Origin of the sequence: Mucilaginibacter sp., assembly GCF_028288105.1 — a bacterium.
Lineage (GTDB): Bacteria > Bacteroidota > Bacteroidia > Sphingobacteriales > Sphingobacteriaceae > Mucilaginibacter.
On sequence record NZ_JAQBOI010000188.1, the window covers coordinates 1 to 16,026 of the forward strand.

The following is a 16,026-nucleotide window of genomic DNA, read 5'->3' on the forward strand; positions in this document are numbered from 1 at the left end:
CCGACAAAATTGAGGGCGGCATTGAAATTTGGGATGGTATTTACTGGGGAGGAGATTTTGAACAGATAAAAGATCTGATAACCAATTACCAGATAACAGAAAAAGAAATAAAGTTTTTCACCGGTTACTCCGGCTGGACACCGGGGCAGCTTGATGACGAGTTACGCGAAGATGCCTGGATAGTGGCCAACAAGTTTGAAGCCGACAGCATATTCAGCAACAATGAGCATAACCTTTGGAAAGAGATCGTCATCAGCCTTGGCCAGCGCTATGCCCACATTGTTAACTTCCCGGAGAACCCTACTTTGAATTAATGAAAGAAAATTACTGAATAAAAAGCCTGTAACTGATATAGCTGCAGGCTTTTCTTTTAAAAGTATTAATTATTCTTTTGCCGCTGTTGTCTCAGCTTCACCTTTGGCATCTTTAAAAGATTTCATGCCTTCGCCAAGTCCACGCATTAATTGTGGTATTTTTTTACCTCCAAATAATAATAGTATAGCTATAATGATCAGAATTATTTCTGGTGCTCCCATGATTTTTAATATTTAATATTTTGATTGATATGAATAGATACGGTGTACGAACGCAAAAGGTTTCATAATAATATTTTATTTCCCTTCCATCTCCGCAGCCGAAGCTTCAACCGTTTGCTTTAATTTTTCTTTAAAAGCGATAAGGTTAGATACCAGATATTCATCGGCGGTTGATAAGATCTGTGCAGCCAGTATCCCTGCGTTTTTAGCCGCGTTAAGGGCAACAGTAGCTACAGGGATGCCATTGGGCATCTGCAGTATACTCAGGATAGAATCCCAGCCATCAATAGAGTTACTTGATTTTACCGGGACGCCAATAACCGGCAAGTGGGTTAAGGAAGCCACCATGCCCGGTAAATGCGCTGCACCACCGGCACCGGCAATAATTACTTTTATGCCACGATCTGCAGCGGCGCGGGCATAGCTAAACATCCTGTCGGGTGTGCGGTGCGCCGATACAACGGTTATTTCATAATCAACACCCAGCTCTTTTAAAACATCAGCAGCATCCTGCATAATGTGTAAATCCGACTTGCTGCCCATTATAATGGCGATCTTTGGTTGGCTCATGGTTATAATTTTGAAACGTCATTGCGAGGTACGAAGCAATCTCTTTCACGAAAGTCACCGACTTTTCTATAGGGGATTGCTTCGTACCTCGCAATGACGCGTGGTTTATGTTTATTTATCTAAGCGATTACCTTTAGCGTTTGCTGCACGTATCTTGCTTTCTCTATCGCTTTTTCTCTGTCATCATCTACAATGGTAACGTGGCCCATTTTGCGGAAAGGTTTAGTTAAGGCCTTACCATACAGGTGCACGTAAACACCGGCGCATTTTAATATTTTTTCGATACCCTGATAAACGGCCGGGCCTTCATATCCGGCTTCGCCTAAAATGTTTACCATAATGGCATTGCTCAGGCAGGCGGTATTACCCAGTGGCTGGTTAAATATCGCTCTTAAGTGCTGCTCAAATTGCGATACCACATTACCCTCGATACTTTGATGGCCGCTGTTATGCGGGCGCGGGGCAAGTTCGTTCACTAATATTTTACCGTCTTTGGTCAGGAACATTTCAACAGCAAGTATGCCTACTATATTTAGGGTTTCTGCTATTCTTTTGGCAATATTTTCGGCCTCCAGGTGTATATCAAAAGGCAGGGTAGAAGGGGATATTAAAAATTCTACCAAATTGGCTTCGGGGTTAAACTCCATCTCTACCAATGGGAAGGTTTTTACTTCACCATTCTCGTTACGGGCAACAATAACACCTATTTCTTTTTCAAAATCGACTAAACGCTCAATAAGGCTGGGTTCGGTAAAGGCATTGGTAAGATAACTTTCGTCAACCACTTTGTAAACGCCTTTGCCATCATACCCATCGCGGCGAAGTTTTTGAATATATGGGAAAGGGATATGGCTTGCCTTTAACTGCTCTGGCGATGATATTACCTGGAACTCGGCTGTTGGTATGCCATTTTCTTTAAAGAATTGTTTTTGCAATCCTTTATCCTGTATCAAACGGATAATACGTGATTGCGGATAAACGGCAACCCCTTCTTTTTCCAGCTGTTCCAGTGCGTCAACGTTTACTTTCTCTATCTCGATGGTAAGCAGGTCAACCTTTTTACCAAAGTTGTAAACGGTTTCATAATCGCTAAGCGAGCCTACAACAAACTCGCTGCAAAGCCGGCGGCAGGGTGCCTCGCGGTCTGGGTCGAGTACCTTAACGGTAACGTTATAATTTATTGCCTGCTGTATAAGCATGCGCCCAAGCTGGCCGCCGCCTAATATTCCTAATCGTAAATCGCCGTAAAATGCTTTCATGTATAGGCTGCAAATTTACCTAAATCTTTTAAAACAGTATGAACATTTATTATTTGTAACAGGCGCTTAAAATTATCTTGCAATAATGCTGGTTTAATTGTCACAAATTGAGTGCAATAACCCATAAAACCTTTAGAATTAGCCTCAAAAACCCTACCTTTGCGCTGTTTTTACACCACATATTTTTTCATGAAAACCAAAATAGCAGTAGCAAAAGGTGACGGTATAGGCCCGGAAATTATGGCCGCCGTACTCCGCATATTTGAAGCCGCCAACGTACAGCTCGATTACGAGTATGTAGAAATGGGTAAATCTTATTTCGATGCCGGGCATTCTACCGGGATGACAGCCGCAGCCAAAGAAACCATTGAGCGTTTAGGCTTACTTTTTAAAGGCCCAATGGAAACCCCAAAAGGTAAAGGCGTAAAAAGTATTAATGTTACTGCCCGCAAGGTTTGGAATACCTATGCTAACCAACGCGATTTCCGTTCATTGAACGGTGTGGATACTGTTTTTTCAAAAGCGGGGATCCCTATTAACCTTACTATTGTTCGTGAAAATATTGAAGATACTTACGGAGGCATAGAGCACTTGCTAACAAACGATGTTGCTGTTGGCCGCCGTATCATTACCCGCCCTGGTTCGGCACAGGTTATACGTTATGCTTTTGAAATGGCCCGCCGTAAAGGTTATACCAAACTGGCCTGCGGACATAAAGCTAACATCATGAAATTAACCGATGGCCTTTTCCTGGAAACCTTCCTGGAGATAGCTAAGGAATACCCTGATATCGAATCGTCAGATATTATTGTTGATGACCTTTGTATGAAGCTGGTATCGCGCCCGGAACAGTTCCAGGCTATCGTATTAACCAACTTACAGGGCGATATTGTATCTGACCTGTGCGCAGGTTTGGTAGGCGGCTTAGGCTTTGCCCCATCTGCAAATATTGGAGATAACATTTCCATATTTGAGGCTGTACACGGTACCGCGCCGGATATTGCAGGTAAAGGTATTGCTAACCCTACAGCCTTGTTACTGTCGGGTATATTAATGCTGCGTTACCTTGGTTTTACTACTGCCGCGGCCAATATCGAGAACGCTTTGCTTTACACGCTTGAGCAAGGTGTACACACCGGTGATTTTGGTGATCGTTCAATCCAGGCTGCTAATACAGATGGCTTTGCCGATGCGGTTATTGCTAACCTGGGCCAGTTGCCAGAAAAGGGTGCTGTTGTTGCACAGCCGGATATGGAAGTAAAAGCTAACCACGATCATCCGTTAAAAAATAAATTAACGGTTACCAGTACCACCACTAAAGAAGAAATGGTAGGGGTGGATGTGTTTGTAGAATCCAGCAAACAACCAAACGAGCTTGCCGCATTGGCACAACGCAAACAAACCGATAATTTCCAATTGGTGATGATATCAAACCGTGGTACACAGGTTTGGCCAACAGGTTCGATATTTACCGAGCTGGTGAACGAATACCGGATCCGTTTTGAAAAGAAAGACGGCACCAATATCACCCAAAAAGAGATCTTACATATTGCAGCCGATCTATCCGAAGATTTTAAAGTGTGCTCTGTAGAGTTCCTGATGAAGTTTGACGGTAAAATTGGCTACACCCTGGCACAAGGACAATAAGACTTTATAAATAATTCAAAATTCAAAAAGGCCTGTCATGCGACGGGCCTTTTTGAATTTTATATCGTTACTATGTACATGGGTGCTTTGGATATAACGGCATGGAAAAAGAGGTGGGTCATCCTGAGCCTGTCGAAGGGCGTGCAAAGGCATTTGATGGTTCGACAAGCTCATCATGGCATCAATGGCTTCAATCACTATCCAGCGTGCGTGTCTTCGCTATTGGTTCAGTTTCTTCGGGATTTATTTTTTTAACATACAGCTCATCAGCCAAAATAATAAAGATAGATAACAGCGGTACCGCCAGAATAATGCCTAATACGCCGGATAAAGTCCCCATAATAACCTGGCTTATGATGGTTAAAGCAGGGGGGATATCGATCATCTTTTTTTGAATGAGTGGTGTTACAACATTACTTACAATGGTTTGCGATATCATGTAAAGCAACGCGGTAATAATGGCCGTATTAAGGTCCTTAGTTAAGGCGATGAGTACGCCCGGTATCATTGCAGCCAGCGAGCCGAAGTTTGGTACTACCTTTAATAAGCCCGTCATTAATGCAAGCACCAATGCTACTGGTATACCTATAATACTTAAACCGATGGTAAGCATTATGGTTATTAATACCATGGATAACATCATGCCCTTAAGCCAGCCCTTTAATGCCTGGCTGGTACGGTCTATAACCTTTTTGGCCATAGGCTTATTGTTTTTTGGGAATAGCTTAATTATACCATCTTTATACAGCGAAGGGTGGGTGGTGAAAAATATCCCCAGGAATAAAATAATATAGATGTTGCCCAGTACCCCAAAGCTGGTACTGAAAAAGCTTTGCGCGGTTGCAAACAGCTTATCGGTATTATCGCCCGAGAAATATTGAAGTATTTTTGTGCCTATTGGGCCTTCTGCCAGTTTCGCTTTAAGGTTGCTGATGGTTTGGGGCAGGCTTTCGCTCAAAATAGCTACTTGCCCTTGTATAGTTGTGCCCATAAACCACAGTAAGGTTCCAAGTATCAGGAACGAACCTATAACTGAAATGCACATACAAAGGGTGCGGTTCCATTTTGTGCGGCGCTCAATTATATCGCCCAGGCCATGAAAGTAAACCGCGATAAGCGAGCCCGCCAGTACCATTAACAGCACGTTAAACGCCACACGTGCAATTAGTATGGCAACTACCAGCAAAGCCACAATGGCCACAGTATGCCATACCTTTTCAATATAGGTTAGTTCTTTTTTTGGTGAATTTTCAGTAGCTGGCTTTTTATCGGGCATTTTTATGCATTAAAGTATATCTACTTAAGGACACATATTACCCATAAAAGTTTTAAAGAATATTCCTTATATCAGCATAGACGCTGAATTTATTACTATGCAAGGCGTGGACGCCTGGCTTGGCGAAAATTTGTTAAATCTGATTTTACTGATGCGATGCCTGTACCTTGTAAAAATAGGCTATCAGCTTTTCTATATTGCCAATGCCGAAATGGTTTGCGCGTATCTGCTCAACTACTTCGGGTTCATCGGCCATAACTTCGCTCATCACATCGTTAAAGTTCTCGCTGGTGAGGTGCTGCATAGTAGCTGTGTTGCTGCCATAATAATAGCTCATTTTACGGCTGCCGCCACCACCGCCGCCGTCGCCACCAATTGAAATACCCACGCCGCCACCATATGATGTACCATAGGAGCCTGTACCAATGCCGATGCCGGGCGATACATGCACCTTTTTACCACCACCGCCGCCTTTGCCGGCGCCGCGTGTAGCGTAAATATTTACAGGGCCGGCAACCGCCACCCGTACAAAATCAAATTCTTTTTTGGCCCAGGTTTCGTTGCCGGGGGCGTGTGCTACCACAAAGCTATCCTTACCTGCCACAAAACATTGCAGGTCGCTTGTGCTTAGTCCGTAAGGTGTGCTTTTTTCTTCGTCCCTAAATTCAATAAACCCTTCATTGCGAATAGGGCCGTTGCCGCCCGGGTTTGGGTAAATATAACCGTTGGTTTTAACGCCTTTAATATCAATAAAATAGCCCGGAAGCCATTTTTGCGCCATTGCAGTAGTACTTGTTACGGCCATGCAGAACACAACCAGCGCTGCGGAAAGGATATGTTTTTTATAATTAGTAATCATAAGATTTTTTTGGCATTTGGCCTGTTTTGTAATAGTTGATCAGGTCGTCCATATCACCATAACGAAAAGTTTTATCTTTAATTTTAGCCACTACGTCGGGTTTGTCGGCCAGTATGGTGCTCATTACTTCAATAAATTGTTTCTTTTCCAGTTTGGTTACTTTATCCGGGCTTATGCCATAGTAATAGGTGGTTTTAACACCCCCGCCAACTGATGTGCCTACACCCACGCCCATACCAACGTTGCCTGTAAAACCGCCGGTATTTATCATCAGCGGGAAGCCGTTCTTCATAACTTTATTGGTGTAAAGCTTGGTTGGGTTATCAAGCACTACCGTCATAAAAGGGCTGTTTTTGAAAAGCACATTGTGCGATACCACAATGCTATCGTTGCCCATAACAAAAGAATTGATCTTATAATAAGGGATAGGGAACACTTCAGATTTTTCATCCGCACGATACAGCACCTGGTCGCCATCCTCATACTCGCCTTTGCGCGGAGGTGTCCATGATATCAATCCGTCAAATATCTCGCCGCTGGTATGGTAAAGCGTACCTGCATACCATTTATGTTGAGGGCCTTGAGCGTAAATGGTCGACCCAATTATCAGATAAAGGAATAATAATACTGCTTTTTTCATTTATTCATCTTTAAGTCCTTCAAATGGGTCTCTGAAAGGTGCGTGTGCAGGTGGCATTATATCGTATTTGTAAAAATAAAATAAGTTATCAATGTCCTTAAAACGCAGTTTTTTATTTTTTATTCTTGCCACTGCCTCCGGTTTATTAACCATTATTTTGGGCATAATTTCCATAAAGTTATTTTTATCGAGCACGGTTAAATTGTCAATATTTGGTCCATAATAATAGGTTGCTTCAATAACCATAGTTGATTGAAAACCTGTAGCACCTATACCTGTTGCTTGTGCTTTTAGTGCGGATACATCACTTTCATAAAGTTTCAGATCATTTTTAGAAGATATAACCTGGACAACCGGTTTATGCTCAAATAGCGGGTTCTTTGATATGGTAAAACTATCTATCATCCCGTCGTCATCCTTATCTGTAATAAATGCACTGATGTCGTCTGTGCTGATCTTAGTTTCAGGTGCATCTTTATCCTGCTTAAAATAAATGTAGACGGTTTTTTTGTTGCTTCCTTTTGGTGGATACCAAGAAACAAGACCCGATATTTTTTGGCCCTTTAGGTTATAGTAAGCCCCTTTGATCCATTGTTTCCAGAAAAGTCCAGCCTTTGCAGTAATTGTAATACTTAAAATACAAAGCAGGAGTAAAATTTTGCGCATAATGGTTTAGATTTGAAACCAAATATAAAATATTTTTTGACATGATAACTGTTGATCTGCGCAGCGATACCGTAACAAAACCCACACCCGGAATGCTTGAAGCCATGTGGAGCGCAAAAGTAGGCGATGATGTTTTTGGCGAAGACGAAACCGTTAATGCGCTGGAGCAAAAAGCCGCTGATGTGTTTGGTATGGAAGCCGCAATATACTGCCCATCGGGTACCATGACCAACCAGATAGCCATAAAATGTTTTACCCAGCCGCTTGATGAACTGATTGCCGACCAAACCGCGCACGTTTACCGTTACGAGGGTGGGGGCATTGCCTTTAACTCGGGTGTATCAACCAGGTTATTGAACGGCTACCGCGGCATACTTACCGCCGAAATGATCGAACCTGAAATTAACGAAGAGAATATCCACTACCCGCATACCAGTTTGGTAGTGCTGGAAAATACGGTAAATAAAGGCGGCGGTAGCTGCTATACCCTCGAACATATTAAACCCATTGCAGAACTGTGTAAACAGCGTGGCCTGAAGCTACATTTGGATGGTGCCCGCATATTTAACGCGCTTGCCCATACCGGCGATAGCGCAGCAGATTACGGTAAGTATTTTAATGGTATATCGGTATGCTTATCAAAGGGGTTAGGCGCGCCTGTAGGTTCGGTTTTACTGGCTGATAAGGCTACCATTAAATATGCCCGCAGGATTCGTAAAGTATTAGGCGGCGGCATGCGGCAAGCAGGTTTCCTGGCAGCAGCAGGTATTTACGCGCTCGACCATCATGTAGAACGACTGAAGATTGATCATGCACATTCAAGGATATTAGGCGAAGAACTGGCAAAAATGCCGTGGGTAACCAACGTTGTGCCAGTTGAAACTAATATTGTTTTATTTGATACCGCCCAGCCCGCAGATGCCATACTGGCTAAGCTTGCGAAAAAAGGAATTAAGGCTAACAGTACCGATACCCACCGCATCCGTTTTGTAACCCATTTAGATATACACGCCGAGCAAGTGGAGTATGTGGTGGATGTGTTGAAAGGATTGTAAACCATAAATTGTCATCCTGAGTTATCAAATCCCGTGGCCTTTGAAGGTGCAATGACAGATCTTTGCGGGAGGGAGCATGACCGACTATTATAGTGCATGTTTGCCTGTGCCACGTTTGGATTTAATGGTGACGTTACTTTGTCAGTAGCTTATTTTTAAACCAATCATTATCAGTTATTTATGCGTGCGCGATGGTGTTCACGGCCGTGAACGTGAACACTTCTCACGCTATTTACTAAAATTGTCATAGGTAGGAACGAAGAATCTATCCGCCGACATGTATCTTCGCGAACAGATCCTTCACTATGTCAGGATGACAAAAATGTATTACTTGAATATTATAGTGCGTAATTAATTTAATTAGTACTTAAAACTTATGGCCTAATTCCATGTTGTATCCTACACATGAATCGCCTGATAAAAAAACTTGAAAAAATTGGTCGCGACCCAAAAATAACAGCGAAAGCTGTTGGGCTGCGCTATGTATCAGATTCAACGCCCGGCTATACCCGTAAGAAAGCTGGTAAAGGGTGGAGTTATTTAAATGCCGATGGCAACGTGGTGAAGGATAAGGAATTAATACAGCGGTTTAATAAATTGGTTATACCACCCGCATATACCAACGTCTGGATCTCCCCGCATGAGAATGGGCACCTGCAATTTACTGGTACTGATGCCGCAGGGCGCAAGCAATATCGTTACCACAGCTATTGGAACAAAATACGTAACCAGTCTAAATATCACAGGCTGCAAACTTTCGCCTCGCATTTACCCGCTATACGCAAACAGGTAGACCTGGACCTTGCCCGCCGCAAACTCGACCATGAAAAGGTTGTCGCCCTTGTGGTACGCCTTATGGAGCTAACCAGTATACGTGTAGGTAATGAATCGTACAAAAAACTTTACGGCTCGTTTGGCCTCACCACGCTAATGGATAAGCATGTGAAGATTGAAGGCAGCCAGTTGAATTTTCAGTTTAAAGGCAAAAAAGGGGTAATGCACAAAGTGGCCCTGCAAAGTAAAAAACTGGCCAGGCTGGTAAAACAGTGCCGCGATATACCGGGTAAGGAATTGTTCCAATATTATAATGACGATAACGAACGTTGCACAATTGGTTCGGGCGATATAAATAATTATCTGAAAGAAATTACCGGCGAAGATTTTACGGCAAAAGATTTTCGTACCTGGGCGGGCAGCGTTAGCGCCCTGTACGCATTTAAAGAAGCCGGGGATTTTGATACAATAACTGAGTGCAAAAAGAAAATAGTGAGCGTGCTTGATGAAGTGGCCATAAATTTAGGCAACACCCGCACCGTTTGCAAAAAGTATTATGTGCACCCTACAGTACTAAAAAGCTACGAAGAGGGCACTATTTTTAAATACATCAGTAAGCTTGACGAAGATAAAGACATCAAATCTGCTGAACTAAATATGGCCGAAAAAGTATTGTTGGAGATATTGGAGAATGAAAAACTGGCGGAGGCGAGTTAAATATCATCCATAAAAAAGGTTGGCCAGGCTCGCCCCGGCCAATCTTCATAGGTTAACTATTAACTGATCTGATTATTATTTTCCTTTTTTGGTATAAATGTAAACCACACCATATTTGGCCTTGTCGCCATATTTTTTTACGGTTTCGGCACTATTGCTCACACTCATTCTGTCGATATCAAAAGCGGATAGCTTTTTCATTTCCTTTTCGCTGGCTACTTTGCCATCTATTACTATTAGTTTATCAGATATCCGGTTAACGCTTGTAATGTTGGTGCTGTATACATAATTACCGTTAGTGCGTAATTCTTTAATTACTACGTCGTCCTTTACTCTTATACCATTTACTGTGCTAAGTTTAAGGGGCGACGAATGATAGGCAATGACATTACCGGTACCCACATTACCACGAACCCTGTATTTAACATCCTGGCTTTTATTACCGTTTATATTAACAAAGGCCGTATCAAGCACCACCTCTCTAATTTCATCTGCCGGGATGGTTGATGCAGTACCGCGAGCAATGACAGTTAAATTGTTAACCGTGCCTTTTAAGCCTGATAGATCGTTAACCACCGCTAAATCAGAACCTTTAAGGCCTTTTAGGTCTTTTTGTATCCTTATATTGGTTAACTGACGCCTGCTGCCCAATTTTTCGGCCAGTGCTTTGCCCGCTTCAGAATCTTTTGTGGTGATGAATATAATGTCTTTATTGTTGTTAAAGTCGTATTCACCATTCCCACCAAGTATGCGGTTTACATCATATGCGCCTACAATATTAATGGTTGATATAGTTGATGGGTTTACCTTAGAGAATGCTTTGTTATCAATCTTTTTTCCATTCAACACAATGTTCATGGAGTCTATCTTGTTACTGTTATTATTATCAGACCTGATATAGAACCTTTGCTTTTTACCGGTATCGATATCAATTACCGTGTTGTAAGTAAACGCTAATGTTTGTTTGGTTTTAGCAGTATCTTTTGTTGTTTTAAGTGCAGCTGTTTTCTCTTTTTTAAGAGGTACAGTATCTGTAATAGACATTGCTGTATTGGTAGCTTCCTTAATAGCTAATGTAACCGGTTTAATAGCAATGGCTATTTTATGGCTGATAGGTTTGGCTATTTCTGCCCTTGATAGTGTAAATACTAATAACAGTACAATAACAGCAGGCACTACAAACGCATAACGCGTTAATGTAAACTTCGAAGATCTTTTAGCGTTCATCATAATTATGCGTTTTTTTATGGTTGATATATTAAAATGGTTTACAATGCCGGGTGTGGTAGCATTAAAGCTTACGTTTACCAGGCTATATTGATAGGTTTTACTATCGAAGCCTTTATTCAGGATCTTCCTATCAGTTATAAATTCAATGTTTTCGCGCACGGCTCTTTTCATCAGCCATATACCGGGGTTAAACCAGTAAAATATACTGCTTAGCTCGGCCAGCAAAATGTCAATAGTATGCCAGCCGTTAACGTGAACCTGCTCGTGCAACAAAATTGCCTTTAGGTCGGCAGGGCTATGGTTAGCCGGATTAACGTATATACTGCGCCAGAAAGAGAAAGGCGCGGCTTCGCCCTCAATGATCCTCACATCATGGTCATGGATCTGCGCCGGCTGCGATCTGCGGTATAATTGGAATAGCGAAAACAGCTGCATCATTAGCCTAAAAGCTAAAAAAATTGCACCGGCCCAAAATATCACTGTTGCCCATTGCCAGTAATCAGGCTGGGTGAGGGGTTTTATAAGTGTTTCGGCGGGCGCCTGCCAATTTAAAACCACGGTTTGTACCGGTTTGGTAAGCGCCTCATGACGCTGAGCGAAACTGCTTAGATCAATTTTTGGGTAAAGGGTAGCAAACAGTATGGCAACCAATAAATATGCCCTGTTCAGCGTATAAAAGGTAAGGTGGCGTAACACCAGGTAATAGCCTGCGCAAAACAGCAGCAGTGCAATATTTACTTTAAACAGAAAGACAAATAAGGCCGGCATGGTATTAAGGTTTAGGTTTTTCTATCAGGTTAAGAATCTCTTTTAGCTCGGTAGCGCTAATCTTTTTCTCGTTAGCGAAAAAGGTAACCAGGTCTTTATAAGAGTTTTTAAAGTAATCGCTTACAAAACCGCTCATAAACCTTTTTTTATATTCTTCCTCTACAATGGCGGGGGTGTAGCGGTACGAGTTACCCAGCTTTTCGCCGGTTACAAAGCCCTTGCGTTCCAGGTTTTTTATGGTTGATGCCAGGGTGGTGTAAGGTGGTTTAGGCTCGGTCATTTGATCAAGAAAATCTTTAATAAAACCAGTGCCTGCCTGCCATACGGCTTGCATCGCTTCTTCTTCTTGTTGTGATAATTTTTCCATTCTATCTACGATTGTTTCGTAAATATACGACTATTTCGTAATGATGCAAATTGTTTAACAAAATTTAACAAAATATTTCCTGCGGATCTCAGACTGTTCAATACCATACAACATAGCACATCGTTTTATAAATCAGTTATTTATGATAATGTGGATTGCTAACGTGCAATTTGTATTAGTTTTGAACCCGATACAGTTTAAATATCAAATTATATTAATTATGCCCTTCACAACTACTGTTATAACCGGCGCAACATCTGGCATAGGTAAGGAAACAGCTATGGCACTTGCAAAAAAAGGCCATGCAGTTTATCTGTTAGTGCGCGATACCGAAAGGGGCGAACGCCTTAAGCAGGAGATAATAACAGCCACAAAAAATAAAAATATTTATGTAGTGTACTGCGACCTTGCCAATATGAAAAGCGTGCGTAATGCTGCCGGCATACTAAAAAATGGCTTACTGGCTGTTAATGTATTAATAAACAATGCCGGTGGTATTTTTGCCGAACGCCTGGAAAGCAAGGATGGTTTTGAAATGACCTTTGCAGTGAACCACCTTGGGCATTTTTTACTGGTAGAAAGCCTTTTGCCTTTATTGCAGAAAGGGCAGGCGCGCGTTATAAATGTAAGTTCGGAAGCGCACCGTATGGCCAAACCAAACTTTAATGATCTGCAATGGGCTAAACGCCCATATTCGGCATGGAAGGCTTATGGTACTGCAAAACTTTTTAATATATATTTTACCCGTTCGCTGGCATTAAAGTACGGCCCTAAAGGGATTAGTGCTTTTGCATTACATCCCGGTATGGTTAACACGGGCTTTGCTGCCGGCCTTACAGGTTTTAATAAAACATTAATGTGGCTGGCACGGCCATTTATGATATCGGCCGAGCGTGGCGCCCAAACCAGTATTTACCTGGCATCCGCTGCCCGTGTTGATGCTAAGAGCGGCAGATATTTTAAGAAACTAAAGACGGTAAGCCCATCTGCAACAGCGGCTGATGAGGTAGGTCGTAACAGGTTATGGGAGTTAAGTATGGAACTGGTTATACCGTTTTTAAATTAGCGCCGTAAAATTTTTGTGGCTACTGTCATTATACAGTAAATTATATTAGTTTAGAAGTTTAAACGCACAACCCCAATATGACTATCAATAAAAAATTACTGGCCACAATGGCGCTGCTATCTGTAGTAGTATTTATGGCTATGGCACCAGCCGCCCCCACTGATGACGAAAAATTTAAGAACCTTAAGGTTTTACCAAAAGATATTTCAAAGGAAGAAATGCATAAGGTAATGGAAGAGTGGGAGCATGCGTTAGGTGCACGCTGCAGCTTTTGCCATGTGCGTAACGAAGAAACCAAGAAGATGGATTTCGCGAATGATGCCAAACCGGAAAAAGCAATGGCCCGCGAAATGTATAAAATGACACAGGCTATCAACAAAAAATATTTTCACGCTAAAAAAGATAGCACGAACAGGATAATGGAAAGCAATATTAATTGCTACAGCTGCCACCGTGGCGTATCGCACCCCGAGGTTGTAAGGGCATCAGAGCTGCCGCGCCCGCCACGTGCAGTGCAGCCAGCACCGGCTCCTGAAAAGAAACAGGAATAAGGTTAAGGTTTAACCACAGAGGCCACGAAGATTTTCACAGAGGGCACAGAGAAAAAAACTCTGTGTCCTCTGTGTTTATGGATGAATCGATCCTCTGTGTGCTCTGTGGTAAAACCCGCAAAATACCTACAAATTCTGAGCTATAACAAAACCACTGGCCCACGCCCATTGAAAGTTGTAGCCGCCCAGCCAGCCGGTAACATCCACACATTCGCCACCGAAGAACATACCCGGTACTTTTTTAGCCTCGAGGGTTTTGGATGACAGTTCGTTGGTGTCTACGCCGCCTGTCATTACCTCAGCTTTATCGTAACCTTTGGTACCTGCAGGTTTTACCTTGAACTCGTGCAACAGGATACTAATGTCTTCCACCTCGGTTTTTGTTAACGATGCAAGGTTCTTATCCGCAGGGATATAATCAACCAAAGCCTCGGCAAATTTGCGGGTGAAAAGGTTTGAAAGAAAAGCCAGCAGCATTTTCTTGCCATTTTGCTCGCGTTCGTGCAGTATCAATTCAATAATATCTTTACCGGGCAGCAGGTCTATAAAAATGTTTTCGCCGGGTTTCCAGTATGATGAGATCTGCAATATGGCAGGGCCGCTCAGTCCCCAGTGGGTAAACAGAATGTTCTCTTCAAAACTTGCCCTGTCATTCCAAACCCTGCAAAAAATACTGTTGCCAGATAATTGCTCGTACCACGGCAAATCTTTACCGGTAATGGTAAGCGGTACCAGGGCAGGGGATGTTTCCGTAACCTGCATCTCAAATTTGCGGGCAATACGCAGGCCAAAATCGGTAGCGCCCATTTTTTGAATAGGTAGCCCGCCGCTGGCAATAACTACTTTGGGCGCGGTTAAAATCTGCTGTTTACCGTTCCTTGTGATAGTAATATTAAAGCCGTCCTCTGTTTGTTCAATGGCCGTAACTTCGGCATCGCACCAAATTTCCTGGTCAAGATCATTGCATAGGCTGGTAAATACATTTACCACATCCTTTGCCTTATCGCTTGTAGGGAAAAGCTGACCCAAGGTCTTTTCTTTGCCCTCAATGCCATAAGTCTCAAAAAAGTTCACGGTATCGTCTACGGTCCACTGCGCTAAAGCCGAGCGACTAAAATGCTCGTTCTGCGATATGAATTGCTTGTGGGTAGTATACAGGTTGGTATAATTACACCTGCCGCCGCCGCTAATCAATATCTTGGTGCCAACGCGGTCGTTCTTTTCCAGTACTAAAGTCCGTTTGCCTAAAAAGCCGGCTTGCACAGCGCACATAAGTCCGCAGGCACCGCCGCCAATAATTATAGCATCAAAGTTTGATTGTTTTGTTAAATTTGCTGTCATGGATGATGTTGCGCAAATATCAGAATTTGGAAAGATACTTATCTTTTTAATTACAGGCGTTGTAATGATTGGTGCATTATTTTTTGTGAACCGACTTTTAGCGCCCCGTAACCCTAATTACGAAAAGCTAACTACCTACGAATGTGGCGAGGAGCCAACCGGTAACGCATGGTTGCCTTTTAACTCGCGTTTTTATGTTATAGCACTGGTTTTCTTGCTGTTTGATGTAGAGATGGTATTCGTTTTTCCGTGGGCTACGGTATTTGGTAACCGCGAAATATTAGCGCTTGATGCCCGCTGGGGATGGATCTCGTTAACTGAAATGTTTATATTTTTAGGGATATTGATACTGGGCCTGGCCTACGTTTGGCGCAAAGGTGACCTTGACTGGATAAAACCAAACGTTACTTTACCACAAACAGACGCCCGTATACCGCAGACATTATACGATAATCTGAATGCCCAACAAGGAAACTTTAAGGTAAGGGAATTTAGTTTAGAAATGGCAGCAACTGTTAAAACTGAACCTGTACCTGCTGCTGCAACAGCGCCTGCTACTACCGAAGTGCGTAAACCCATGTTTAAACCAAGTTTTAAAAAGCCAAGCAATGACGCCTGATCTGACTAATGAAAGCGGTGGTGTAGTTGTCACCAAAATGGACGACCTGCTTAACTGGGCAAGGTTATCATCACTATGGCCATTA

At 42.6% G+C, this 16,026-nt stretch carries 17 protein-coding genes; 7 read left to right on the top strand and 10 right to left on the bottom strand.

Features of this window, described 5'->3' with window-relative positions:
* Nucleotides 1–314 (top strand): YqgE/AlgH family protein (locus JWQ85_RS13005; RefSeq protein WP_299468606.1); only part of this gene is annotated, 314 nt, incomplete at its 5' end.
* Between the two features lie 69 nt (nt 315–383).
* Here the strand turns inward: JWQ85_RS13005 and tatA are convergent.
* The 3 genes from tatA to JWQ85_RS13020 form a co-directional block, all read right to left on the bottom strand.
* Nucleotides 384–536 carry a twin-arginine translocase TatA/TatE family subunit gene (gene tatA, locus JWQ85_RS13010; protein WP_299468608.1) on the bottom strand — a complete coding sequence of 51 codons (153 nt, stop codon included), beginning with the start codon at nt 534–536 and terminating at the stop codon, nt 384–386.
* Between the two features lie 75 nt (nt 537–611).
* Nucleotides 612–1,106: a 5-(carboxyamino)imidazole ribonucleotide mutase gene (gene purE / locus JWQ85_RS13015; RefSeq protein WP_299468610.1), complete on the bottom strand. Its 495-nt coding sequence runs from the start codon at nt 1,104–1,106 to the stop codon at nt 612–614.
* A gap of 119 nt (nt 1,107–1,225) precedes the next feature.
* Entirely contained in the window at nt 1,226–2,365 is a 1,140-nt protein-coding gene (locus JWQ85_RS13020; RefSeq protein WP_299468612.1) for a 5-(carboxyamino)imidazole ribonucleotide synthase, read from the bottom strand.
* Nucleotides 2,366–2,554: 189 nt separating this feature from the next.
* On the opposite strand from JWQ85_RS13020, the gene JWQ85_RS13025 reads away from it, so the two are divergent.
* The gene (locus tag JWQ85_RS13025; protein ID WP_299468614.1) at nt 2,555–4,012 is read left to right on the top strand and encodes an NADP-dependent isocitrate dehydrogenase; all 1,458 of its coding nucleotides are present in this window, start codon (nt 2,555–2,557) and stop codon (nt 4,010–4,012) included.
* Between the two features lie 190 nt (nt 4,013–4,202).
* Here JWQ85_RS13025 and JWQ85_RS13030 read toward each other — a convergent pair whose 3' ends face one another.
* From JWQ85_RS13030 to JWQ85_RS13045, 4 genes are all read right to left on the bottom strand, one after another.
* Entirely contained in the window at nt 4,203–5,288 is a 1,086-nt protein-coding gene (locus JWQ85_RS13030) for an AI-2E family transporter (protein ID WP_299468616.1), read from the bottom strand.
* A 145-nt stretch (nt 5,289–5,433) separates the two neighbouring features.
* Entirely contained in the window at nt 5,434–6,147 is a 714-nt protein-coding gene (locus JWQ85_RS13035; protein ID WP_299468618.1) for a hypothetical protein, read from the bottom strand.
* Nucleotides 6,137–6,787: a hypothetical protein gene (locus JWQ85_RS13040; RefSeq protein ID WP_299468620.1), complete on the bottom strand. Its 651-nt coding sequence runs from the start codon at nt 6,785–6,787 to the stop codon at nt 6,137–6,139. Before JWQ85_RS13040 ends, JWQ85_RS13035 begins: the two co-directional genes overlap by 11 nt.
* Entirely contained in the window at nt 6,788–7,453 is a 666-nt protein-coding gene (locus tag JWQ85_RS13045; RefSeq protein WP_299468622.1) for a hypothetical protein, read from the bottom strand.
* A 41-nt stretch (nt 7,454–7,494) separates the two neighbouring features.
* Here JWQ85_RS13045 and JWQ85_RS13050 point away from each other — a divergent pair, with 41 nt between their 5' ends.
* Nucleotides 7,495–8,508 carry a low specificity L-threonine aldolase gene (locus tag JWQ85_RS13050; protein WP_367186211.1) on the top strand — a complete coding sequence of 338 codons (1,014 nt, stop codon included), beginning with the start codon at nt 7,495–7,497 and terminating at the stop codon, nt 8,506–8,508.
* 405 nt (nt 8,509–8,913) lie between these two features.
* Nucleotides 8,914–9,999, top strand: coding sequence for a DNA topoisomerase IB (locus tag JWQ85_RS13055; RefSeq protein WP_299468624.1), 1,086 nt, complete (start codon nt 8,914–8,916; stop codon nt 9,997–9,999).
* 75 nt (nt 10,000–10,074) lie between these two features.
* Here the strand turns inward: JWQ85_RS13055 and JWQ85_RS13060 are convergent, their stop codons facing one another.
* Both JWQ85_RS13060 and JWQ85_RS13065 read right to left on the bottom strand, forming a co-directional pair.
* A complete protein-coding gene (locus JWQ85_RS13060; protein WP_299468626.1) occupies nt 10,075–11,997 on the bottom strand; it encodes a M56 family metallopeptidase in 1,923 nt (640 codons plus the stop codon).
* 4 nt (nt 11,998–12,001) lie between these two features.
* Nucleotides 12,002–12,364: a BlaI/MecI/CopY family transcriptional regulator gene (locus tag JWQ85_RS13065; protein WP_299468628.1), complete on the bottom strand. Its 363-nt coding sequence runs from the start codon at nt 12,362–12,364 to the stop codon at nt 12,002–12,004.
* A gap of 220 nt (nt 12,365–12,584) precedes the next feature.
* Here JWQ85_RS13065 and JWQ85_RS13070 point away from each other — a divergent pair, with 220 nt between their 5' ends.
* Together JWQ85_RS13070 and JWQ85_RS13075 are read left to right on the top strand one after the other, a co-directional pair.
* Nucleotides 12,585–13,430, top strand: a complete 846-nt coding sequence (locus tag JWQ85_RS13070; protein ID WP_299468630.1) for an SDR family oxidoreductase — start codon at nt 12,585–12,587, stop codon at nt 13,428–13,430.
* Nucleotides 13,431–13,507: 77 nt separating this feature from the next.
* Nucleotides 13,508–13,981, top strand: coding sequence for a c-type cytochrome (locus tag JWQ85_RS13075; RefSeq protein WP_299468632.1), 474 nt, complete (start codon nt 13,508–13,510; stop codon nt 13,979–13,981).
* Between the two features lie 126 nt (nt 13,982–14,107).
* Here JWQ85_RS13075 and JWQ85_RS13080 read toward each other — a convergent pair whose 3' ends face one another.
* Nucleotides 14,108–15,322, bottom strand: coding sequence for an NAD(P)/FAD-dependent oxidoreductase (locus JWQ85_RS13080; protein WP_299468634.1), 1,215 nt, complete (start codon nt 15,320–15,322; stop codon nt 14,108–14,110).
* On the opposite strand from JWQ85_RS13080, the gene JWQ85_RS13085 reads away from it, so the two are divergent.
* Entirely contained in the window at nt 15,321–15,941 is a 621-nt protein-coding gene (locus tag JWQ85_RS13085) for an NADH-quinone oxidoreductase subunit A (protein ID WP_299468636.1), read from the top strand. The genes JWQ85_RS13080 and JWQ85_RS13085 overlap by 2 nt on opposite strands.
* Nucleotides 15,942–16,026: the final 85 nt, after the last annotated feature.

Excerpts from the sequence above, each read along its gene's own strand:
- tatA (WP_299468608.1), bottom strand. The coding sequence starts at position 536 with ATGGGAGCACCAGAAATAATTCTGATCATTATAGCTATACTATTATTA.
- purE (WP_299468610.1), bottom strand. The coding sequence starts at position 1,106 with ATGAGCCAACCAAAGATCGCCATTATAATGGGCAGCAAGTCGGATTTA.
- JWQ85_RS13020 (WP_299468612.1), bottom strand. The coding sequence starts at position 2,365 with ATGAAAGCATTTTACGGCGATTTACGATTAGGAATATTAGGCGGCGGC.
- JWQ85_RS13025 (WP_299468614.1), top strand. The coding sequence starts at position 2,555 with ATGAAAACCAAAATAGCAGTAGCAAAAGGTGACGGTATAGGCCCGGAA.
- JWQ85_RS13030 (WP_299468616.1), bottom strand. The coding sequence starts at position 5,288 with ATGCCCGATAAAAAGCCAGCTACTGAAAATTCACCAAAAAAAGAACTA.
- JWQ85_RS13035 (WP_299468618.1), bottom strand. The coding sequence starts at position 6,147 with ATGATTACTAATTATAAAAAACATATCCTTTCCGCAGCGCTGGTTGTG.
- JWQ85_RS13040 (WP_299468620.1), bottom strand. The coding sequence starts at position 6,787 with ATGAAAAAAGCAGTATTATTATTCCTTTATCTGATAATTGGGTCGACC.
- JWQ85_RS13045 (WP_299468622.1), bottom strand. The coding sequence starts at position 7,453 with ATGCGCAAAATTTTACTCCTGCTTTGTATTTTAAGTATTACAATTACT.
- JWQ85_RS13050 (WP_367186211.1), top strand. The coding sequence starts at position 7,495 with ATGATAACTGTTGATCTGCGCAGCGATACCGTAACAAAACCCACACCC.
- JWQ85_RS13055 (WP_299468624.1), top strand. The coding sequence starts at position 8,914 with ATGAATCGCCTGATAAAAAAACTTGAAAAAATTGGTCGCGACCCAAAA.
- JWQ85_RS13060 (WP_299468626.1), bottom strand. The coding sequence starts at position 11,997 with ATGCCGGCCTTATTTGTCTTTCTGTTTAAAGTAAATATTGCACTGCTG.
- JWQ85_RS13065 (WP_299468628.1), bottom strand. The coding sequence starts at position 12,364 with ATGGAAAAATTATCACAACAAGAAGAAGAAGCGATGCAAGCCGTATGG.
- JWQ85_RS13070 (WP_299468630.1), top strand. The coding sequence starts at position 12,585 with ATGCCCTTCACAACTACTGTTATAACCGGCGCAACATCTGGCATAGGT.
- JWQ85_RS13075 (WP_299468632.1), top strand. The coding sequence starts at position 13,508 with ATGACTATCAATAAAAAATTACTGGCCACAATGGCGCTGCTATCTGTA.
- JWQ85_RS13085 (WP_299468636.1), top strand. The coding sequence starts at position 15,321 with ATGGATGATGTTGCGCAAATATCAGAATTTGGAAAGATACTTATCTTT.
- JWQ85_RS13080 (WP_299468634.1), bottom strand. The coding sequence starts at position 15,322 with ATGACAGCAAATTTAACAAAACAATCAAACTTTGATGCTATAATTATT.